We start from the raw sequence: 23,042 nt of genomic DNA, 5'->3' as shown, positions 1-23,042 counted from the left end.
TTAGATAATAAATGATTTGGATAATTATAGTTTCATATCAATAAGAGTTCGGAACTGCCAAATACCTTGATGGTTTTTATCAAGTTCTTCCACCTCTTCTAGATAGTCAAGTGCCTTGTCATGATCACCCAAGCCATAGTAGCCGAGGGCAAGCATATACTTACAGTGGATCTCGTTTCTCGCATCGAGTGAATCCTCCCAGATGAGTAGGTCGGGCAGCGATACTGCAAAATAATCCATTACCTGCTTTTCAAAGAGATGTTGCTTACCGTAGTTGACAAGCTTATAGAAACGACCATGAGCCTGATCCTCACGTCCCAACTTGCTAAGAGCTAATCCCTGATAAAAAATCTTATCTGGCTTTGCATCATTGTAATACATCGCAGCAACAGGCTGTTGTGGTCCTTGGGTTGCCTCTTCCCAACATTCACGAGCATGCTCTTTCTTCCCCATGGCATCATAGGCGACGCCAAGGAAGTAATAAATGTCGTTCTCCTGCGCCCCATAGAGTTTCCCTTCGCCAAGATGAGAGGGATAGTCGAGACATTCTTCAAGCAACCTAACAGCTTCTTCATATTGTCTTGCAACAAGCGCCTTTTTCGCAAGTTCCACACGACAAAACTGATACTGTGCAGGAACCTTACCTTCACCGCCCTCCCATGGGTGGAACTGATGTCCATCAAGCTTTGCCATAGCCTCCTTATAATGTCCCAACTGATTGAGCAAAGTAATCTCTTCGAGCATAAGGTCTTCGCGTTGACTGATTAAATGAGGGTATTTCTGTAGGAAGTCGAGGCGTTCCTGATGCGGATGTTGCAAACGCTTGTAAAGCTGATCAAGTTCCATTAGGACACGTGCATCGGCCTTGTCGAGGTGGAAGGCTTTTTCCATATACTCCACGGCCTTTTCTTTTTCGTCTTCCAAGGCAGAGTCGAAAGAAGGAATATACTGGCTCTTGTTAAAGTAGGCCAAGGCGAGGTTGCGCCACACGGTGGGAAATTTGGGATCAGCCTTTACCGACTGCTCCCAGTACTTGACAGCCAAGTCGTATTGGCGTTTATCATAGTAGAGACAACCAAGATAGTATGACATACGGGCATCCTCCCCCATCGTCAGCATCTGCATCTGTTGGAACATTTGGGCATCCTCGAGACGGTTTGGAAAGCAATAGTCTGGACTGATCTTCGAAGCCGTTCTCATGTCTTTTATACTCTCAAATATATCGTCTGAGTAGAAGGACAAATAATACCATGTGAGCGGCGATTTCTCTACCCCTTTTTCAATTGCAGTCTCCAGCACGAGACGTGTCTCGTCCTCAAGTCCTGCCTGCGCATAGTCGAGAGCTGTCTCATGATAGTTATAGATATTACCATGCATCAGTTCTACCATCCTTTCCAGAGGCTCATCACTACCTGTGAGCAGATGTTCCTCCACCATCGAAACATAGTTGAACGGATCAATCCTGTAATTCTCATGAATCCAAGCTAAGGCTTCCTGCTGACGTCCAAGTTTACGTAGAACAACTGCCTTCATGGCACGAGCCTTATGATTGTGACTATTGCTGATCAGTGAAAGCTCCAGTTCGTTGAGGGCACTCTCCCAACATTCGCCATCCATACTGATACAAGCTGCCTCGAAATAGCCTGCATCAGCCCATGCCTTATTCCATGTAGCTTTCCAAAAATATTCATATGCAGGCTCCATGTTACCTAAGAACTTATTGACGATACCCAAATAGAAAAGAGATTCACCATCATAAGGGTTTGGATTTCGCTTCTTCAACACCTTGACTGCCGTCTGCAGGTACTCTTTAGCCTTATCAATACGGGCCCGTCGTAGGTACCATAGTCCCAGCTGCGTGTTACAACGATAATCAAGCGGATCTCTGCGAAGTGCTTCCTCATAATAGTCGAGAGCGCTCCATGTCGCATGACGATATTGTTCCAGATGGAGTCCCGTCAGATAGAGTTGGTCGACGGTTTTTGTGTCCTGCGGTGAAAGGGCTGCTTCAGCAGCATCTGGAATTGGGCGAATCTCGTCATACTCGGGGTTCCATTGGAACATTGGAAGGCGGCGTGGACTGTCGGCACGGTCAATCTGAAAATAAAGGTCGACAAGCGATGACCCGCGTGTATCTACGGTCTCCTCGAATATGGCGTCGGGTGTCAACGTAACCACTTTGTCATAGAGTGTCTTATCATCTTCGTCACCAAGGAACATATGTACTTTCTGCTCACTGGTAGCCAAAATCTTGAAACATACACGTCCCTGCCCCACCTCTTCTATGTTGAACACAAAGTCTTTTGATGCCTGTTTAACGATGCCTATCTCACGATAAGGCATAAAATACTGCACGAACTGTTTCTCCTCATAGGGCATCAACCATGCGAAATCAGGCTGGTTTTCCGTATAGACACCAGCCATCAGTTCGATATATGGACGGAAACCCATACGAGTAATCTTGTATTTTTCAGCTTCCTCTGGTGTGGTCTCGTCTGTGAGATTACGGTCCCAGGCACGTCCGAAGTCGCCATTACCCCACGTCCATTGTTTCTTTCCGGGTGAGAGATAATGACTAGCCACATGTAGCATTCCGGCTCTTGTGTCGTTCTCGTAGCCCCCTTCGAAGTCGTATTTCGAATTGACAGCCATATAGGATGTCGGCACCTTGATATTCTTATAGTTCGAGATGTCGACACCAGCCGAGTAATCCATCTTATAATAGATACCTGTTGCAACAGGGAAACTGGAGACGGCCCGTTTGCCATGATCAAATACCGCGTTGACATCAGGAGGGAACACACTCTGATAGTCATCATTCACCTCGACAGCAGGGTTTGCCCACCATAGGAAGGTTTGCGGCAGGTTCGTACGGTTAAACACCCTACCCTGTATCTCCAGATAAGCACAACCAGGACGCAAGGTGAAGCCAGCCATTCCTTTCTGGTGGAACATCCGTTCCATCTCGTTCACCCAAACCGTCACACTGCCATCCTCGTTCTCTACGATTGTAGCATCGATAGGTAGATAGGTCGAAGGACGGTGATGCTGCGGCCAGTTGAACTCAATGCCACCACTAATCCAAGGACCGGTAAGTCCAACAAGTGCAGGCTTGATCACATGATTATAATATACGAAATGCCGTTGCTTGATCTTGTCATAGGCCATCTGAACACGTCCGCCTAACTCAGGAAGAATCATAATCTTAATATACTCATTCTCAAGCCATATGGCCTTCCACTGCTTATCAATCTTCTCGTCTGAGATAGACTCGATGACAGGATACGGGTAGATTACACCACTTGATCCTTGATAGACTCTCTTTTCTAGGAAGATTGGATTCTTCTCGGGCTTACCCACCTCATAGGTTGGGATCGTCACCATTTCTCTCCATGCTTTTACCATTGTTTTGGTTATTGGTTATTAACTATTGAAACATTTTTATTTAATTAACTCCTTTTCTAACGCTTCAAGACTCTTTCCTTTTGTCTCCGGACAACGGTTCCATAAAAACACAAAGGCACAAATACAGATACCACCATAGATCCAGAACGTGCCACAACTTCCCAAGACCGCATTCATAGAGGGGAACGAGAATGTCAGCGTACAGCAACCCACCCAGAGGGCAAATGTACATGTTGCCATCGCAATACCTCTCACACGATGAGGAAATATCTCAGCCAAGAGCGTCCAAGTGACTGGACCCAACGTCATCGCATAGACAGAAATCGCGGCTACTACTAGCATCACCATCAACATGCCTTTCATTCCCATGAAATAACAAGTGCCTAGCGTTAGATAGATAAGTCCTAAGCCACCTGCACCTATCAGGATCAATGTCCTGCGTCCCCATTTCTCAATAGTATATAGAGCGACAAACGTAAAAAGCACGTTGGCAATACCTGTTATTACGATATTGATAAACATGTCATCTACATCGAAACCTGCACCCACAAAAATCTCCTGAGCATAGTTGAAAATGACATTTGTGCCACACCACTGTTGGAATACAGCTATTACCAAGCCTAACAATAGTACCTTTCCATATTTTGCCTGCAGAAGTTCCCTGAGGTCTGCTTCCTTCCCTGTAGAGATTGTTTTTTGCTTCATACTCAGGAACACCGGGCTCTCTGGAATAAAGAAACTCATCACAAGGAACAATGCGGCTGGCAGCGTCTCGGCCCAGAACATCCACCGCCATCCCCACTCCGTATTCCATGATTGATTAACAGCAATAGTTGTATCACGGGCCAAAAGCATATTGACGACCTGAGCCAAAAGGATGCCAAGCACTATAGTCATTTGATTGAGGCTAACCATACGTCCACGGATTCCCGCAGGACTCACCTCTGCGATATACATCGGAGCCAACGCTGAGGCCACACCGATGCCCACACCTCCAATGAAACGGGCTATATTAAATAAGGTAAAATTGTCAAACAGTCCTGTGGCAATTGCCGATACAGTGAACAGTATTGCCGATGTTGTCAATAATGGTTTACGACCATACCTGTCGGCTGCCGAACCTGCCACCATCGCTCCCACTAGACAACCTATCAAGGCTGTCGTCATAGCCACACCTTGAAGTAGTGGGGAGTCGGTGATGCAAAAAAATATCTCGTAGAACGGTTTGGCGCCACCAATCACAACCCAGTCGTACCCAAAGAGCAACCCACCCATGGCCGATACGGCACAAATAAAGAAAAGGTATCCTTTGCTGAGACTATTCATATTTCTATTAGTTATTGGTTGATCTATTTTCTTTGTTAGTCATCACTCCCGACTGGTTATTGTCACTTGATAGACCTGTTCTCCTGGTGTGAGGTCTGCCTCACGAGGGAAGTAGATCGGCATATCCTTTTGTAAGGGAAGAATACGGAGTTCCAACCGCCGGCATCCATTTGGCAATCGCCAGAGTGCATATTGAAAAGGTCGACCATGATAAAAATTATCGTCTATCAGTTTCCCATCGGCATAGAGACGAGCCACATCCCCACGATAGTCAATATTCAGTAACAGTTCGGCTCGCTCTTGTTCCGGCAAATCGATGATATAAACAGCCGCCTGCTCGAAATCCTCGTCTGAGGGTTCTTCCGCGACTTTGTTCACACCTTTGGTGATCGTACGCCATACACTGGCCTCTCTCATCTTATTAACAATAGGAGTTTGATCGTCTACGTCTTGATGATCTTTCTCTACAAGGAATAGTCTTTCAGCCTGTCGAGATGTCAGCAGATAGATATTCTTATAGACCGGAACGTCAATCCCCTTTGCCTTTAGGTTTCTTAGCACCTTATCTCCAACGGCGATAGTGGTTGGGATTCCGTCAATCTGCTCCATATAAATCTTCCCTTCCCGCTTGGCTACCAATTGCGCCGTGGCATAACGGATACCGTCGATATTTACAGGCAGGATACATATCGTACCTGCAGGTACATCCATCTTCGGCAGTTCCACACCACAGACGGTCAATTGCACGTTGCGCTTTGCCGAAAGTTGTTGCAGTCGCTCATAGTTATTGATAAAGATAAATCCCTTACCGTCTTTCGAACGATATGCCCAACGAAGGAAAGAATCATCACCTTTAGTGATATCCTGCGCACAAGGGAAACTTGCCCCCATCGGTGCCAGAACATTTCCCCAATCCTGCATAAACAGATGAAGCTTGCGCAACATATAGTAGTGTGGATTTTTCTGTCCAAACTCATTAAGCGGAGCCTGAAAGTCGTATGTCTTCACTGGCAGGTCGTTATAATTCGTCGCAATGGTGCGCTGTGTCTCGTTCAGGCATGTCTGTCCATCGGGATTAGTTCCACCATGATACATATAATAACCCAACAAGTTTGACCCGCTACCTAACTTTACGACAGCCATCGAATAGGCATCTTCTGGATAAAGATATGGTCGTCTATGATAAGCCGTCATCATGCCGCCTCCTAATTCACAAGTGAAGTAAGGATATCCCCCTCCCGACCTCATTAAAGGAGAAGAATGCCTAACGGAGTGCTGTGATAATGAGGCATCCATAGCCCCCATATTCTCTCCCCCTTCGAGGGAGTTGGAGGGATTTCTAAAGTTAAAAGCCTTGTAATAGTTACCAGCCGTTTCTTCTAGACTACGCTCCCAGAAACCGTCAGCATAATCGCCATAAAGAGGCAGCATCTCGCCAAACGGCACAGGCGTAGCCAGTTCGGGCCACCCCGTACGCGTATAAAACGGCAGATCAAAGCCTATGGAAAGGGCGATTCTCTTCAAGGCCATCAAATATTCACCACGTCCTCGGTATTCATTGTCGAATTGTGCTGCTATCACCGGACCGCCGTCTTTCCACTGTAGCCCCTGCACCTGTGTGAAGATCTGACGATACAAACGTTCCACAAAACCGAGGAACATAGGATTGTCATCACGTGTCTTACAACCTTTCAAGAAGATCCAATCGGGAATGCCACCATTCCGTGCCTCACCATGACAGAAGGGGCCAAGACGAAGCACAACAGGCATCTGCTGTTCTTTGCATATCTCGATGAAATGGCGTAGATGACGTTGACCGTCCCATCTGAATACTCCCTCCTGCTCTTCCACATGGTTCCAGAACACATACGTGGCGATGATTGTCACACCACCATCCTTCATTTTCCGTATCTCGTCAGTCCACTCGTTGACAGGAATGCGAGAGTAATGAATCTCACCCATCACAGGACAGACCCGCTGTCCATCAATGATCAGACTATGTCGATCCCATTCCACAGACGGATTCTGCGCACGGGCACTTAGACAAGTCATCAGACCCGTAAGGAAAACCGACAATATCATGATCTTCATATCCTGTATTACATTATCTCTGTACAATCTCCAGTGCCTTCTTGACCATCTCACTATTCTCGTTGAACACGGAGAAATACTCGCTCATATCCCACAAATCACGGGCAATAAGCGCCTTCAGTTGTACCTGAAGATAAGGAATCGTCTTATTTCTCTCTTCCTCATCCCGTGGTTTAATGCCCTGCTTTTCACCCTCAATAATAATAGCATCAACCAGACTCTGAGGCACCTCATAGTTCTGTTTAAAATCTGCAAACGAGGTCCACTTTTCTTTCAGTTCCTTACGATGGCTATCGACATAGCGGAGATTCTGTTGGATAATTATACTCTTTGCAGCCAATTCACGATGGAATCGGGTATATATTGTAGTGTCAAGCGGAACGAACTCATCGGGCATAATACCGCCACCGCCATAGACCGTGCGATGCTGACGGAGTGTCTCGTATTTTAAGGAGTCAGAGAAATGAACACTATCAGCATTCGTCAGTTCCCCACTCTTCAGACGGTTCAACATGTCCATTGCATAGTCCTTGGCACCGCCTTTGGTATATGGTTTCTGAATACAACGACCAGACGGCGTATAATAATGTGCTATCGTCAGACGTATCATCGACCCGTCGGGCAAGTCGACTGGACGTTGTACAAGACCCTTTCCGAAAGTACGACGACCAACAACCGTTCCACGATCCTGATCCTGAATAGCTCCTGTAACAATCTCTGCAGCCGAGGCCGTATAACCATCGACAAGAACCACGATCTTCCCCTGTTGGAAAGATCCTTCTCCGTCAGCAGTATAATCCATACGTGGAACTTTTCTTCCCTCCGTATAAACGATCAAGTCGCCTTTTGTCAGGAACTCATTAGCGATGTCAACAGCCGCTTTCAAGTAGCCGCCGCCATTCTCTTGAAGGTCAAGCAGCAGATGGCGCATCCCCTGTTTACGTAAACTCCTCATGCTCTCAAGGAACTCTTCGTACGTCGTAGCACCAAAACCACTGATTCGGATATAACCAATACCTGGACGTATCATATAGGTGGCATCGATTGATTTCACCGGGATCTTCGCACGAACGACAGTAAATGTCAGACGGTCGCTGATCCCCTGGCGTACGACACCAAGATTAACTTTCGTTCCTTTCGGACCGCGAAGGCGTCTCATAATCTCTTCTTTCGACATCTTCACACCTGCGATGGAAGTATCATTCACAGAGACAATACGGTCACCAGCGATGATTCCTACCTTCTCAGAAGGACCATTAATAACTGGTTGGATAACCAATAGCGTGTCCTCTATCATATTGAACTGCACGCCAATTCCCTCAAAACTTCCATTGAGTGGCTCGTTAAGAGCCTTCACCTCCTTGGGAGTGAGATAGCTAGAATGAGGATCTAACTTATCAAGCATACCACGAATAGCATCCTCTACCAGTTTCTTCTCATCAACACTATCTACATAGAGGTTGTCGATGGCCAACTCTGCTAACTGCAACTTACGCAAAGGTGAGCCCTCACTATTATTGATGCGGAACTGGGCGTAGAGGCTCTGAACACACAACAAAAGCGCTAGGACAGGGAGACTGTATCGTTTATTCATTCGTAAATATCTTCTTCAGGGCGGTCTTCCTCAACCACCAGATTATCAATAATAAAGTTTTGTCGCTCCATGGTGTTCTTTCCCATGTAATATTCCAATAGTTTCTGCACCTGATCAGTTTTGTGAAGCGTCACCTGCTCCAGACGGATATCCGGACCGATAAAAGCAGCAAACTCGTCGGGTGATATTTCACCAAGTCCTTTGAAACGGGTTATCTCTGGATCTGGTCCCAGTTCAGTAATGGCAGCAAGACGTTCTTCTTCACTATAACAATAACGTGTTATAAAATCGCTTTTCTTGTCCGCCTTTGCATCAGCATCAGCAATGACCTTCTTGCTTTTAATCTTCGTACGACGATTACGTACTCGGAAAAGCGGTGTCTGCAACACATAGACATGTCCCTTCTTAATCAGCTCGGGGAAGAACTGAAGAAAGAATGTAATAATGAGCAGACGGATATGCATGCCGTCGACATCTGCATCGGTGGCCACAATCACCTTGTTATAGCGGAGCGTGTCAAGACCATCCTCAATATCAAGGGCTGCCTGTAACAGATTAAACTCCTCGTTCTCATACACGACCTTCTTTGTAAGACCGAATGAGTTCAACGGCTTGCCACGAAGAGAAAAGACAGCCTGCGTGTTCACGTCGCGGCTCTTCGTTATACTTCCACTGGCAGAATCGCCCTCGGTGATAAATATACAACTTTCTTCCTTCCTATCGTTCTTCACGTCACTGAAGTGAATACGACAGTCACGAAGCTTCCGGTTATGAAGATTCGCCTTCTTACTACGTTCACGTGCCAGTTTGGTGATACCGGCCATCGCCTTACGCTCACGTTCGCTCTCTTTGATTTTGTTCTCCAATACCTCTGCCACATCGGTATGGATATGCAGGTAGTTATCAACCTCCTGTTTGATAAAGTCACCAACGTATTTATTGATGCTCACACCATTGGGAGCCATGGTCAAAGAGCCCAACTTAATCTTTGTCTGACTCTCAAACATCGGCTCTTCCACATTGATGGCAATCGCCGCGACAATTCCCGTACGGATGTCACCATATTCGTACTTACCGAAGAATTCCTTGACAGTACGGGCGATATGCTCCTTAAAGGCACTCTGATGAGTTCCGCCCTGTGTGGTATGCTGACCGTTCACAAAGGAGTAGTATTCCTCACCATACTGATTTGAATGTGTAAAAGCGACCTCGATGTCCTCAGCCTGCAAGTGGATGATAGGATAAAGAGGTTCGTTGGTCATACGATCTTTCAACAGGTCCTCCAGTCCGCGACGAGAAAGGATGCGCCTATCATTATACATGATTGTCAGTCCCGTATTCAGGTAAGTATAATTGCGGAGCATATTCTCCACGATATCATCATGGAAGGAGTAGTTGAGAAACAAGGTGTTGTCGGGTTCGAAGAAGATATACGTTCCACTTTCGTCTTGTGACTTCTCCGTGATATCGCTCGTCATCACGCCCCGTTCAAATGTGGTTTTACGGACCATTCCACCGCGATAGCTACGTACCTCAAAGTGCGAGCTTAAGGCATTGACGGCCTTCACACCGACACCGTTCAATCCGACAGACTTCTTAAAAGCCTTGGAATCATATTTGCCACCAGTATTCAAAACCGACACTGCCTCAATCATCTTTCCTTGAGGAATACCACGACCATAGTCACGTACAGAGACGCGGAGGTTCTCGTCGATATTAACTTCGATCCGATCACCTGACTTCATCTTGAACTCATCGATGGAGTTATCGATGACCTCTTTCAATAGTACATAGATACCGTCTTCCGGCAACGAACCGTCACCCAAACGACCAATATACATACCTGGTCGGGTACGCACATGCTCCATGTCACTCAGATGACGAATGTTCTCGTCGTCATACTGCACCTGCTCGTTTTGCTGTCCGATGATGTTATCTTCTTCTATCATAAGCTTTTCTTATAGCATCTTCTACGTTTGTGCAACTCGTGCTCTAGATAGGCCCACTGTCCCTGCACCTGATTGTTTGTCTCCATCTCGACATGCGATTCTCCCCACTTGAAACCATACTTCTGATAGATGGGTATCAGATGATAGAACAACAAGGCATTAGCGCCTTTTGCGCGGTATTCAGGCAAGATACCCACCAACAACAGGTCGACAATGTCTGTTTTATGGAATTTCAACGCCCGGATGACATGCCACCATCCGAAGGGGAAAAGACGTCCTTTACGACATTTCTGGAGAGCCTTCGACAATGATGGGATTGTAACGCCCACACCTACGATAGGGTGGTCAGAAAGAGTCCAATCCTCTATCACGCACAATAGGTTCATATCAAGAGCCTTGAAATACATCTTCACATACTCATCTATCTGGCGTTGTGTCATCTGCGAATAGCCATACAGATGGCCGAAGGTCTTGTTGATTACATCAAGGACCTTCTGTCCTACCTGTTCCGGACCAAACACCTGACTGCGCTTAAGATGGGCCACATGCAGATTATAACGTTTCATCGTCATCTCCGCCACCCTTTTAAACTTGTCGGGCATTCCCTCCTTGGGTACAAAGATTTTATACTCCACATAGTCGTTATCTTTCTCCCAACCACCTATTTGCTCCATATGCTTCGGGTAGTATGGATAATTGTAGATCGTGGCCATTGTTCCTAGCTGATCAAATCCTTCGATGAGCATGCCCTCCGGATCCATGTCTGTGAATCCCAACGGACCCACGATTTCCGTCATGCCCTTTTGGCGTCCCCAGTCGGCTACAGCATCCAACAACGCCTTCGACACCTCCATGTCGTCAATGAAGTCTATCCACCCAAAACGAACAGAATTCCTTTGCCATCCTTTATTGGCTCTATGGTTGATAATAGCAGCAACACGCCCCACCAGTTTCCCTTCTTTGTAAGCCAAAAAATACTCTGCCTCACAAAACTCAAAGGCAGCATTCTGGTCCTTACTCAATGTATGGAGCTCATCGCTATACAGATTGGGCGCGTCATACGGATCTCCCTGATACAAATCATAATGAAACTCTATGAAGGTCTTAAGTCCCTCCTTGTCCGTGACTTTCCTAATTTCTACAGATGACATTACGTATAGTTTTTAAATTGCCGCCAAAGTTACGAAAAATCGAGCGCAATACAAAAGAATTCATTCTTTTTTATGCAGAGAAAGAGTAACTTTGCGATTTCTATCGCAAAGTTACGAAAAACCGAACGAAAAGCCAAATATATTTGCGCTTTTCTGAAGTGGGGGCATGTCCCGCGAAACCAAAGTCAGGAAAAAAGAACAGGAAACTGGTATCATTCAGTTTTCCGACAAACAAACAACTGATGTCCACGTCTCTCTACCGTCGTCGCAAAAAGATACACGTCGCCACCGTCCTTTAGTTTCAGTCGACGTCTAAGTTCAGCCACGGACATCGGGAAATTCCTCACGGAGATGTTTGCTCTAGAGACATCTTTCAAAGCCTTTTTCACCTCACGTTTGTTCATCGACGCGATATTGTCAATAACAAAACTACGTCCAGGAAAAGACTGCAGAGGCGTATCAGATACGAACAGATGACTGTTCTTTCCGACCTGGGTTATCCCGAATCGGTTGGCAACGAGATCAAAAGCACCGGCCTTCATGATGGAAGCATTGGGTTCATATAGATAGTGTGGAGACCGCTCTACGGATAGAAACTCTGTCGCCAGATGGTTGCCGGCCTCAAAGTCGAACACATCTGTATCGTTCACACAAAAGACATGCACAGGCGTCGCCTCTTTAGAAACGACCAACAGCAGTTCCTTACACTCGTTGTTGACCGACACGATGTGAACCTCGTTTACATTAGCCTGATGGTCTCCAATATCATCAACCGCCTTCCGCCAGTCGAGCATAGGTGAGAGTTTGATCATCACCCGAGAGGCCTTTTCTATCATCTCATCGATAATCTCCAGCACATTCGGAGAACAGTCGGCAATACCATAGGTCCGTCCACCATGTTCATCGCGCCGTGCCGGGTCTATGAACAACAAATCGGCATGATTCATCTGATGTAGATAGTCGACCCCGTCACCACATATCACCTTGACATGCTTCAATCCCAATCGGCTGAAATTCTCCGATGAAATCGCACATAACGAGGCATTCTGCTCTACAGAAACAGCATGTCTGAAGTTGGGAGATACAAACGCCATATCGACGCCAAAGCCGGCCGTAAGGTCTACGAGCAGATCGCCTGTCCCTGCAATACTGGCTTTATATCGAGCCGTCGCCTCACTCGAGCACTGTTCCATCGATAGGTGGGATGGATAAATGATACCATCCAACACGGCCCATGAGGGTAGTTTTACGCGTGCCTTCTGTCTGCCTGCAATCTGCTCAAGAGCGTACGTCAAGTCAACCTCAGGATATCTACCTCCCTGAAGTGCCAGTTGCCGCACATTGTCGTTCGCATGCTGACGAATAAAGTCAATGGTTGCTTGATTCACCTGACTGCTTATATCTTTTAAAAGCCCAACCCAAAGTTCAGTCCAATCATGGAAAGTGTTTCTTTCGTTCCATCACCATGATACTGTATATCCATCAATCCCAGATCATAGGAAAGGCCAATTGTGAAAATCAAGAGTCGGACGCTCGTTCGAAAGGAAAGACCCGCATTCCACCGCCCAAATCCATCAGTCCCAATGGCACTACCTCCAAGACCGTAGCTGACAAACGGTCCTGCGCCCAGATCCAAGACAAACAAATTGTAGAAGTTCAGACGATAGTCGGCCACCACAGGCAGATGGAGCTGTTCATAGCGAAACGCTTGAGAACGAGGAACCCAACCATGATTATCATATCGGAAAGAAGAATACGACAGTTCTGGTACTATATAGAAGTTACAATCTTCGTCAGACAGTGGGATATAACACCCTGCACCTACCCGAAATGCAGAACCAGCATCCAAATCGTCAAACTTATCGTGTAGGAGAACGGTATTGCTTCCTAACGACAGATAGGGATGAACACGCGTCTGGGCACAGAGTCCTAAAGTCCATAGGGCCAGACATGTCAAGAGAACTCTTCTCATGATAACTATTCACATTTTGATTCGTGCTGCAAAAATACAAAAAAACCAGGGAATCGCACCATTTCTGATAGAAAATGATTAACTTTGCGCCATCAACAAACCTTTACTCTTATGAAGAAATTTCTTTTTGCCGTCGTATTTGCGATAATAGCACTACCTGTCGGCGCACAGACCAATCCACCAGTCGAGACACCAAAGATGGAGTTCGTGATGCAATTGAAAGTCACTCTGGGTGAAGCCTACACCATTGGAGAGACGGCTCACGGCAAACGACTTGTCATCCCCATTACCGGTGGAACATTTGAAGGTCCGATGCTGAAAGGAACCATCCTTAATGGCGGAGCAGACTACCAGATGGCCGATACAAAAGCTAACCACACGGAACTAGAAGCCATCTACAGTATCAAGACGGATGACGGCACTTATATTCATGTGCGCAATAAAGGTATCATCTACCAAGGAAAAGACGAACAAGGGAAACCCTCATTCTATTTCAAGGCTGCCCCAAAGTTTGAAGCGCCCTACGACAGCAACTATGCATGGTTGAACCATGCCATCTATGTCTGCTCGCCTGATTTCTCTTCGTCATTCAAGGGTATCGTCCTGAATGTCTGGATGGTCAGATAACTGACACTCCGTCTTCTGACAACGACGACCGCATCCACATGCTTCGCTCCTTGTCCGACATCTTCTCTATAGCATAGCGAAGTGTCGTACGCGCCATCTCATGAGCATGCTGACGCAGGAATTCGCGTAGCAGATCCATGCTGACACGCTTGCCCATCTCACGAAGCATCCATCCCACTGCTTTGTGCATCAGGTCATGTGGGTGGTGCAGATGGATTTCCGCATAACGTAGGCACCATGAGGGATCGCCCAACTGAGATGTCTTCCATGAGCAGACCATACTCATACGCTGTTTCCATAGACATGGGCTTTTGGCTAACTCGTCGAGCAACTGACGTTTATAGTCTGTATGCAATCCCACCTCACCTCCTCCGAGAGCAGTAGGCAGCAACAGCCAGTGCCCAAGAATCTTATGTACAGACAGATCGACCAGATCCCAGTTGTTTGCCCGCTCAGCATATCGCAGATACAATTCAACGATTTCATCGCGTTTCCTGATGGCCTCAGCATTGTGTTCCAAACGCTTCGTCGATAGCTTCTCGAACTGACCGACAAGAATCAGAAAACCACATAATCTTACCTCATGCCAGGGCGACATCAACAACTCCGGCACTTCTGCCATTCCCACATTTTTTCCTACGGCTTTCACCACCTCACGAGTCTGTGGAACCTTCAATCCAAGGAACTCATCACCGAAGCCATACTCTCCTGGTCCCGTCTTAAAGAAACGCATCAGAATCTTTCGTTGCTTCTCATTCTTCAGCGACTCCATATACTCGATTATCTCTTTCGCTTTCGTCATTTCCTCTCTCCTTACAAGTAAATACCTGAATCTAAAATGTATTTGTAAATTCAATCTGAGTACCCTCCCTCGTCACTCTCATATGCACCACACAGCCTTCGACCATCGGCAGGTTCTGCTGACTGTGATGTCCTACAGGAAAATCGTAACACACGGGGATATCATAATGCTGTAGATACTCATGGAGCATCTCGTACATATCGGCAAAGTCGTTCTCCGGATACTTATATTTAGAGAAATGCCCCACGATAATCCCCTTTAACTTGGAAAGGACACCCCGTATCTCAAGCTGATGAAGCATGCGATCGACCTTGGTCATCGACTCATGCGTATCCTCCATGAACAAGATTAGTCCTTCATCGGCACGATTCAGGAAATCATAGTCAGACCCAGCCAGTCCACAGAACACAGAGAGATTGCCTCCCACCAGAATACCCTTGGCCTCGCCCTGCTGATCGTACGGATGGGAAGGAACCTCATAACGAGGCAGTCTTCCTTCAAGCAAACGACGCATGATGATGTTCACGGAGTCGCGCTCACCTCTCATGGAGATACCATCGCACATCGAACCGTGGATACTCATCCCTCCTGCCGCCACCACTGCGCTATGCAAGGCCGTTGCATCGCTAAAACCAATCAACCATTTGGGGTGCTGGGCGAACACCTCCAGAGGAATGCGTTTCAGAACCTGCACGGCACCATCGCCACCACGAGAACACATTACGGCACGAACAGACGGATCTCCTAACGCCCACAACAAATCGGCAGCCCGTTCATCAGCCGTTCCGGCAAAGCCGTGATAGCTTTTGAGAGCATGCGGTCCCACCACAGGCACATACCCCCACCCCCGTAGTGTCGCACACCCTCTTGCCACCGTCGCACTGTCGGGCGAGCTCGAGGGCGAGACAACAGCAATCGTATCACCCGCCTTCAGATATGGAGGCATCACCTGTCCCTGCTGAGCTACCACAACTCCTGTCAGGCACAGTAGTACGATAACGATAACGGTTCTTCTCATCTGCTGCAAAGATAATACAATTTCACGAGAAAAAGCGCATCATACCTCCCAAATATATGATGGTCCTTGAAAAAACACAGAAGACCTCCACCAATAGAAAAGCCTGAGCATGAGAGCCCAGGCTTTATAATAGTTATACTGAAAATTGTGCTTAGAAATTGTAGAACAATCCAAAGGTCAGGTTAGTACTGCTCAGGTCGAGGCCAAAGGATGTAATGTTGTTTTTGTCACCATCGGGATTAAAGTTGTCATAGCCAAAGAATCCCAGATGAGACACGAAACTGAGTTTGTCAGTTAGATTGACGGCCAGTCCGGGCTTAACACCAATGGTCACCTCTGTCCAGTCAGCATCAGAAGCTGTCGTGAAGCCAACGCCACCATCAAGGAAAAAGTTTACCTTACCGGTCTTCAGGAAAGTGTAACGTGCATAAGGACTGAAAGTGAATGCGCTTTCGCTCAAACCTTCCACGCCACTCCATTTGTTGTTCTCGTACCCGAAAACGGTACCAATAGCCCACTTGTCGTTCAAGTTATAGCCAATCTCAGGAAGGAGCTTGAATACGGTCTCACTTCTGTCACCTGCATTCTCGCCAGTGCTCCAAGCCGTAATATTCACACTACCACCCAGATATACCTGTGCGTTAACACTCATGGCAACAAAAGCAGTTGCCATTAACAAAAATAACTTTTTCATCTCTTTTTACCTTTATTTTGTTGTTAAACATATACCAACACCACTTATATGCAGTAGTTGGTGTTATCTGAAAAGATAGTGCAAAACTATTAAATAATTTGATACCAGCAAATTATTTTCTGCTTTTTTTGCATTTTCAAATGATATTTATGACAAGCATCGCACATAGGGTCATGGGAGGGCTTCGAGAGCCTTTTTCGCTGTCTCCTGTAGTCGGGTGTTAAGCTCACGACTATCAGAGAGCAGATTCCAGATACCGTCTTCCGAGAGAACACCTCGCTTAAGATCCTTAGGCAACAGACCCGCCTCATCATCGGCAAAGTCCTGCCGCCACTCGTCACTGCCATAATAACGACTGAGAGCCGAAATCGCCTTTTGGGCATCCTCGTACTTGTCGAGAGCTGCCGAAAGTTCCATCACGGCCGTCGAAGCGCGATCCAGATAGCGCTCCATCTTCTTAATACGTTCTGTCTGTTTCATTTATCTATTCCCAGCAAACTATTTCATGTTCTATCTCCGGCAACTGACTACGATGGAAGACGGGTTCCTTAATACCTCGCCGCTTCTGTTGACGATAATCGTCAAGCAGTCGGAATGCATAACGACCCAACAGAATGATTGCTACGAGGTTACAAGCCGTCAACAATGCCATGAAGAAATCCACGATATTCCACACCAACTCAAAACTGGCAAGGGCACCAAAGAGTACCATAAGACCACCCGAACAGAGACGATAAACAGTCATCACAGTAGCATTAGGTGTGATAAATCGGATATTTGCCTCACCATAATAATAGTTGCCGATGATACTGGAGAAGGCGAAGAGGAAGATGGCGACAGCCACGAAGATGGGACCTGCACTGCCTACCTCAGACTGAAGAGCCGACTGCGTGAGGGCGATGCCGTTCAACTCCGGTACTTGATAAAGACCGCTGATGAGGATGATAAATGCCGTACATGAACAGACCAACAGTGTATCTGTGAATACGCCAAGCGCCTGAATGAGTCCTTGCTTCACCGGATGTGTCGTTGTAGCCGTAGCTGCGACATTCGGTGCACTGCCCTCACCTGCCTCGTTGGAGAAAAGGCCACGCTTGATACCGTTCATCATAGCAGCACCAAGACCACCACCAGCAATCTGTCCAAAGCCAAAAACATTCGTCACGATAACCTTCAGCACATGCGGGACCATATCGATGTTCAACACGATAATCACCACGGCAAGCACCATATAGCCCACAGCCATGACAGGCACCAGTATCGAACTGACATGAGCGATGCGCTGGATACCGCCAAAGACAATGAACAAAGCCATCGCGGCCAAAGCACCTCCCACCCATACTGGCGACCAACCAAAAGCCTCCTGCATAGCACCACAGATCGTATTTGCCTGAATGGAGTTGTTGGAGAGTCCGAACTGGAGCGTGATAAGGACAGCAAACAAGACCGCCATCCATCGTCGATGCAGTCCACGTTGGATATAATAGGCAGGGCCGCCAATAAACGAGTTTTTGTCTTTCTGCTTATACAACTGCGCCAGCGTCGACTCTACGAAAGCCGTGGCCGAGCCAATCAGTGCGATAATCCACATCCAGAACACCGCACCTGGTCCACCGATAGCGATGGCCGTGGCCACCCCTGCAAGATTGCCCGTACCCACACGAGTGGCTACAGACACCGCAAAAGCCTGAAATGACGATATGTGTTTTGTGCCCTTAGCCGTGCTCACCGCCGACTCCGTCAGCAGTCGCAGCATCTCACCCACCATACGGAACTGCACGAAACGGGTACGCCATGTGAACCACAGTCCGCAACCCACCAGTGCAACCATCAGCACATAGCTCCATAACACATCATTCACAGATGTTATCAAGTCGTTCATATCATTTCTTCTCTTGAACAGGGACGCCATGCGAGTTCTTCACCTCCCGCATGACAAACACACTATTGAATGAACCCACGCACTCCATATTGCCTAACTTCGTACGCATGAACTCATGGTACGATTCCATGTCGCGTGCATATATCTTCAACGTGAAATCATAATCACCACTCGTGTTATAACACTCCACGATCTCCTCGATATTCTGGACAGCAGCCATAAACTCGTCCATCAGCAACTGGGAATGTCGCTTCAGACGCATGTTACATAAGACTATGATGCCCTGTCCCACCCGCTTGGCATCAAGCACAGCCTTATAGCCCTTGATAAACCCCTCGCGCTCCAGACGTTTTTGACGTTCAAATGTCGGCGAGGTGGAAAGGTTGATGGCACATGCCAGTTCCTTGACTGTCATCTGCGAATTCTGCTGTAGTAATCTTAGTATCTGACGATCGGTCTCGTCAAGCTCATCATAATTCAACATAGCTGATACAGTTTATTCATCCATAGAGAAAACATGATCTTCCCTTTTTCAATATGCAAAGATAAACATTGTTTTTGACCCACACAAATAATCAGAAACAAGTTTTGGACCGTCAAGATATTAAAAATAACGACATTATCTTTTCGAGTATTGCTAAAAAATGTTAGTAATGAGTGAATTACATGATAATTATTTGTTTTGAAAAAGAAAAAGCATATTTTTGCAGCATCATTCTAAAATAACTAACAATGGGTAAAATACGTGAAGCAGTGATCCTGGCCATTGGTATTATTGTGCTGGGATGGTTTATCAAGAGCGGTATCGACAATTTCTCGAACAAGGACCGCAAAGTGACTGTGAAAGGTCTGGCCGAGCGTGAAGTGAAGGCCGACAAAGTGACATGGAGTCTCTCGACCAACGAGATGGGTAACGACTTGCCCACCCTCTACGAAAACATCAACGTGAAGACAGGAAAGATTAAAGCCTTCCTGAAACAGAACGGTATTGAGGATGGAGAAATCACAGTGAACCCGCCGACAGTGAACGACCTCGAGTCGAACCAGTGGAGCGAGAACCGGAGGAACTTCCGTTATATCATCAACACCACCCTCACCGTCAGTACACAGAAGGTGGATCTGGTGAACAAGGCCATCTTCAAGCAGGCAGAGCTGCTGAAACAAGGCGTAGCCATCGAAGGCAGCAATCCGGAGTATGAGTACGTGTCATTCCAGCAGATGAAACCTGAGATGATGGAAGAAGCCATCAAGAACGCACAGAAGACGGCAGAACAGTTCACCAAGGCCAGCAACTCGAAGCTAGGCAACATCCAGACTGCCGGCCAAGGTCAGTTCGAGATCAATGATCGCGACCAGAACACACCTTACATCAAGAAGCTGAGAGTGGTGACGACCATCACCTACGCACTTAACAACTAATTGTCGTTGTTCCACGACTATTCGTATCGCTGTCCGATGACCTCCCAATCGATGATCGCCCATAGGGCGGCAAGGTGGTCCGGACGGCGATTCTGATAGTCTAGATAGTAGGCATGTTCCCACACGTCAAACGTCAGTAATGGCCTCAAGCCCTTCTGAACCGGATTGGCAGCATTCGTCTCTTGTGTGATGACGAGTTTGCCATCCTTATCAGCGGAGAGCCATACCCATCCGCTACCGAAAAGGGTAGCACCCTTCTTCTGGAACTCTTCCTTGAACGCCTCGAAAGAGCCGAAGTCGCGCACGATGGCCTTTGCCAGTGCACCCGTCGGCTCAGTCTTCGTGGGTCTACCAGAGAACTGGGCAAAGTAAAGTTCGTGGTTCAGGATCTGTCCTGCGTTATTCAGGACACCTCCATTGGATTTGCAGACGATCTCCTCCAACGTGGCATTCTCGAATCCACTGTCGGGCAACAATGCATTAAGATTGTTCACATAAGCAGCTAAGTGCTTCCCGTGATGGAAACCTATCGTCTCACGACTGATCACTGGCTCTAAAGCCTCTGGCGCATACGGCAATGCCATCAATTCAAACTTCCCCATATCTTGTATCTTTTAAGAATGAAACATCTTCTATTCCGGCTCCCATAGATGCCGCTTCATATCCACATGTCCATTGGACTTGAAAGCAACCCCTTCTTCCTCCAGTAACAGCCGCTGCCTGCTCCAGCCAGGAGCCATGCGCCCCTCACCGTTGACAACGCGATGACAGGGAAGAAGCTCTGCACCAGGTGTATAACGGAGGGTACGTCCCACCATCCGCGAATGACTAGGCCATCCTGCCAAGGCGGCAACATACCCGTAGGTCGTCACTCGTCCACGAGGAATCTGACTGACGATGTTCAGCACATCATCACGAAACGTCCGTGCCTGTTCTGGCGTCATCTTATCGGGATAGTCTTTCATCTACATCAGCATTCTGTATTTGTTCCGTCTGTTCAATGATGCAAATATACAAAAATAATTGAGAAACCTCCAAATAACACTGCAAAATTTACCCCCATGACACCTAACGCAGTATCATGGGGGAGCTCATGTTCAAATAATTTCTCTATGTCTTACCACTTCACAAAGAAGACACGCGGATTGATGTTGAGGGATATCCAGGCCCAGTCCTGCCATGATCCACGATTGCCGCCTTTCACGATATCCATCGACTTCGACCCTTTCATGACCGAGTAACCACCCATCAACGTCACGTCTTTCATCAGTGTCGTCGTAAACTGCAGATCGATTTCATGCCCCAGCTCTCTCTCGTCCAGACAGTCGCTCGCTGTTGTAAAGTAGTGATAGTTCAGTAACATCTTTGTCTTCTTCGAAGCCTGATAGTCGACACCAAGCTGCAAATCCCCAAGACCAGGTTCAAATCCATTCACAAAAGTATTGGCATAGAAATAGTCCATAAAACCATAGAACAGGTGGTGAGAGCCATAGAGCGGATTAAAGGTACGCGTCCTGTCGTCATAATTCTTGTACAGTGTTACGTTCCCCATACGGTCAGTAGAGCCTCCTACGTAATCCTCACCTTCCAGATAGTCTATTCCCAACGACACCTTCCACTTTGAATCGACCTGATAACCAGCCTTCACGCTGGCCATACATGTTGAGACCTTCAAGTCGGCAGCATTGTACCCCATCTGATAATAGAACGCTCCATGCAGATCCCATGCATTGGGCTTATAAGTTATATCAGTACCGAGCGTCTGCATATACTTTGTCTTACCATGTTTAGGTTCGCCCTGCTCGTAGCCTGTGTTCAAGGCCAGCAACGAGATGCCCAGCGGTGCTTTAGGCGACTGATAATGATACCATAATCCCTGCATAGCCTTGTAAGGCATCACGTGCTCGTAATAATCTCCACGTCTTACCCCATTTTGATTCAAGGCAAGTATCATGTCCAACTTATTGGCTCCTTTCTCATAGCCCAACCGCAAAGCGTCGTGCCAGTTGCCGTTGACGTTCCAGTCGGAGCTGCCGAGTATACGCTCATCGTCATAGACCAACTGCTGTCGTCCGATCTGTACGTACCAGTTTTCGCCAATGTTCAGTTTTGCCCATGCCTCATTCATCGTCATACGGCCATTAGCCGTGTTCATGCCATCCTGTCCCCAGAATCCTGTATGCTGTGCCGAGACCTTCAGTTCCATGGCACCACGCTGATAATCCATGGAGATCCGTGCACGCTCGTTGATAAATGTGGCAGGCGACTGCCCCTCGCTACGAGGATAGCCTGCTCCATTATTATATTCGCCACGAGTGCGAAGTTGTGCATCAATCGTAAACTGGTTCTCTTCTTGGGCCACTGTCGACATCGCGGACATGAGTATACCCAGAGTCATCATCATTTTCTTCATCTTCTCAATTTTTAAAACGAGGTGCAAAGGTACTACTTTCTAAACACAAATTACAAGCCTATACGTTTTTTCTTTGTCAGAATTTGTAATTATTCCTAAAAAACACGTATCTTTGCACCTGCATTATAGAGATGCAAATATTAATCAATCAAAAACACTAAAACTTATGAAGAGTATTTCCAAGACCATTAAGGTCGGAGCATTGGTAGCAGCTTTACCTTTGTTCCTCACGTCGTGTGCAACCATCGTTTCAGGCGGCGATCCCAGCATTACTATTAACGGAACCGTGACAGAACCTGTTACCATCACAACAGAGAAACAGACGTATCCAAACGTCACTCTGCCCGCTGTAGTAAAAGTTAATCGTCACCACTTAGACGGACAGCATGTCAAAATCACATCAGAGAACTTCCTTTTCAACGATATCATTCTGGAAAAGAAAGTTAATCCCTGGGCTTTTGGAAACATCATCTTGGGTGGTTTGATTGGTTGGGGTGTTGACCTTGGTACAAACTGTGTCAGCCAACCATTGCAAAAACAGTTTACTGTTATTCCTCTGCCCAAACAGTCGAATGAAGCCGTGAAAGAAGAGGAAAACGCCAAGTAATTGCATTTTATAAGAATACTGGGATGCTAAGCAAGAAACTCGCTTGGCATCCTTTTTTTTATTGATTATCTGCGAAAAGGCATCACAGCGAC

20 protein-coding genes are annotated in these 23,042 nt (G+C 46.9%); 3 read left to right on the top strand and 17 right to left on the bottom strand.

Translation table 11 applies throughout. The features are described from left to right. Nucleotides 1-24: 24 nt before the first annotated feature. The 8 genes from BLU99_RS06275 to BLU99_RS06240 all read right to left on the bottom strand — a co-directional run bounded on the left by BLU99_RS06275 (nt 25) and on the right by BLU99_RS06240 (nt 13,488). The gene (locus BLU99_RS06275; protein ID WP_091900326.1) at nt 25-3,405 is read right to left on the bottom strand and encodes a DUF5107 domain-containing protein; all 3,381 of its coding nucleotides are present in this window, start codon (nt 3,403-3,405) and stop codon (nt 25-27) included. Between the two features lie 36 nt (nt 3,406-3,441). Continuing rightward, complete coding sequence (locus BLU99_RS06270) at nt 3,442-4,731, bottom strand: sugar porter family MFS transporter (RefSeq protein WP_091900325.1); 1,290 nt, start codon at nt 4,729-4,731, stop codon at nt 3,442-3,444. 42 nt (nt 4,732-4,773) lie between these two features. After that, on the bottom strand, nt 4,774-6,822 hold the full coding sequence (locus BLU99_RS06265; protein WP_091900324.1) for a beta-galactosidase: 2,049 nt from the start codon (nt 6,820-6,822) through the stop codon (nt 4,774-4,776). A 13-nt stretch (nt 6,823-6,835) separates the two neighbouring features. Continuing rightward, on the bottom strand, nt 6,836-8,416 hold the full coding sequence (locus BLU99_RS06260; protein ID WP_091900323.1) for a S41 family peptidase: 1,581 nt from the start codon (nt 8,414-8,416) through the stop codon (nt 6,836-6,838). Further along, on the bottom strand, nt 8,413-10,365 hold the full coding sequence (locus tag BLU99_RS06255; protein ID WP_091900322.1) for a DNA topoisomerase IV subunit B: 1,953 nt from the start codon (nt 10,363-10,365) through the stop codon (nt 8,413-8,415). The genes BLU99_RS06260 and BLU99_RS06255 overlap by 4 nt, the downstream gene beginning before the upstream one ends. After that, nucleotides 10,362-11,516: an N-acetyltransferase gene (locus tag BLU99_RS06250; RefSeq protein ID WP_091900321.1), complete on the bottom strand. Its 1,155-nt coding sequence runs from the start codon at nt 11,514-11,516 to the stop codon at nt 10,362-10,364. Before BLU99_RS06250 ends, BLU99_RS06255 begins: the two co-directional genes overlap by 4 nt. Nucleotides 11,517-11,728: 212 nt before the next feature. Beyond that, a complete protein-coding gene (locus BLU99_RS06245) occupies nt 11,729-12,904 on the bottom strand; it encodes a THUMP-like domain-containing protein (RefSeq protein WP_091900320.1) in 1,176 nt (391 codons plus the stop codon). A 17-nt stretch (nt 12,905-12,921) separates the two neighbouring features. After that, on the bottom strand, nt 12,922-13,488 hold the full coding sequence (locus tag BLU99_RS06240; RefSeq protein WP_091900319.1) for an outer membrane beta-barrel protein: 567 nt from the start codon (nt 13,486-13,488) through the stop codon (nt 12,922-12,924). A gap of 111 nt (nt 13,489-13,599) precedes the next feature. Here BLU99_RS06240 and BLU99_RS06235 point away from each other — a divergent pair, with 111 nt between their 5' ends. Further along, complete coding sequence (locus tag BLU99_RS06235) at nt 13,600-14,115, top strand: DUF3237 domain-containing protein (protein WP_091900318.1); 516 nt, start codon at nt 13,600-13,602, stop codon at nt 14,113-14,115. Here the strand turns inward: BLU99_RS06235 and BLU99_RS06230 are convergent. From BLU99_RS06230 to BLU99_RS06205, 6 genes are all read right to left on the bottom strand, one after another. Further along, the gene (locus BLU99_RS06230; RefSeq protein WP_255397472.1) at nt 14,108-14,917 is read right to left on the bottom strand and encodes a DNA alkylation repair protein; all 810 of its coding nucleotides are present in this window, start codon (nt 14,915-14,917) and stop codon (nt 14,108-14,110) included. The two genes, BLU99_RS06235 and BLU99_RS06230, sit on opposite strands and share 8 nt — an antisense overlap. Before the next feature lie 31 nt (nt 14,918-14,948). Then, nucleotides 14,949-15,935 (bottom strand): S66 peptidase family protein, encoded by a 987-nt coding sequence (locus BLU99_RS06225; protein ID WP_091900317.1) that lies wholly within the window; start codon nt 15,933-15,935, stop codon nt 14,949-14,951. A 151-nt stretch (nt 15,936-16,086) separates the two neighbouring features. Continuing rightward, complete coding sequence (locus tag BLU99_RS06220) at nt 16,087-16,629, bottom strand: porin family protein (protein ID WP_091900316.1); 543 nt, start codon at nt 16,627-16,629, stop codon at nt 16,087-16,089. A 171-nt stretch (nt 16,630-16,800) separates the two neighbouring features. Continuing rightward, nucleotides 16,801-17,109, bottom strand: coding sequence for a DUF4298 domain-containing protein (locus BLU99_RS06215; RefSeq protein WP_091900315.1), 309 nt, complete (start codon nt 17,107-17,109; stop codon nt 16,801-16,803). Nucleotides 17,110-17,113: 4 nt separating this feature from the next. Further along, complete coding sequence (locus BLU99_RS06210) at nt 17,114-18,511, bottom strand: alanine/glycine:cation symporter family protein (RefSeq protein WP_091900411.1); 1,398 nt, start codon at nt 18,509-18,511, stop codon at nt 17,114-17,116. Between the two features lies 1 nt (nt 18,512). Beyond that, on the bottom strand, nt 18,513-18,995 hold the full coding sequence (locus BLU99_RS06205) for an Lrp/AsnC family transcriptional regulator (RefSeq protein WP_091900314.1): 483 nt from the start codon (nt 18,993-18,995) through the stop codon (nt 18,513-18,515). A 248-nt stretch (nt 18,996-19,243) separates the two neighbouring features. Between BLU99_RS06205 and BLU99_RS06200 the strand changes: the two genes are divergently transcribed. Next, nucleotides 19,244-19,930 carry an SIMPL domain-containing protein gene (locus BLU99_RS06200; RefSeq protein WP_091900313.1) on the top strand — a complete coding sequence of 229 codons (687 nt, stop codon included), beginning with the start codon at nt 19,244-19,246 and terminating at the stop codon, nt 19,928-19,930. A gap of 17 nt (nt 19,931-19,947) precedes the next feature. Here the strand turns inward: BLU99_RS06200 and BLU99_RS06195 are convergent, their stop codons facing one another. The 3 genes from BLU99_RS06195 to BLU99_RS06185 all read right to left on the bottom strand — a co-directional run bounded on the left by BLU99_RS06195 (nt 19,948) and on the right by BLU99_RS06185 (nt 22,343). After that, nucleotides 19,948-20,532: a superoxide dismutase gene (locus BLU99_RS06195; protein WP_091900312.1), complete on the bottom strand. Its 585-nt coding sequence runs from the start codon at nt 20,530-20,532 to the stop codon at nt 19,948-19,950. Between the two features lie 30 nt (nt 20,533-20,562). Next, on the bottom strand, nt 20,563-20,895 hold the full coding sequence (locus BLU99_RS06190; RefSeq protein WP_091900311.1) for an MGMT family protein: 333 nt from the start codon (nt 20,893-20,895) through the stop codon (nt 20,563-20,565). 152 nt (nt 20,896-21,047) lie between these two features. After that, entirely contained in the window at nt 21,048-22,343 is a 1,296-nt protein-coding gene (locus BLU99_RS06185) for an alginate export family protein (RefSeq protein WP_091900310.1), read from the bottom strand. 166 nt (nt 22,344-22,509) lie between these two features. Between BLU99_RS06185 and BLU99_RS06180 the strand changes: the two genes are divergently transcribed. Further along, complete coding sequence (locus BLU99_RS06180) at nt 22,510-22,950, top strand: hypothetical protein (RefSeq protein ID WP_143065722.1); 441 nt, start codon at nt 22,510-22,512, stop codon at nt 22,948-22,950. Nucleotides 22,951-23,042: the final 92 nt, after the last annotated feature.

Origin of the sequence: Prevotella sp. lc2012, assembly GCF_900107065.1 — a bacterium.
Classification (GTDB): domain Bacteria; phylum Bacteroidota; class Bacteroidia; order Bacteroidales; family Bacteroidaceae; genus Prevotella.
This window is presented reverse-complemented; position numbering and strand designations above follow the sequence as displayed.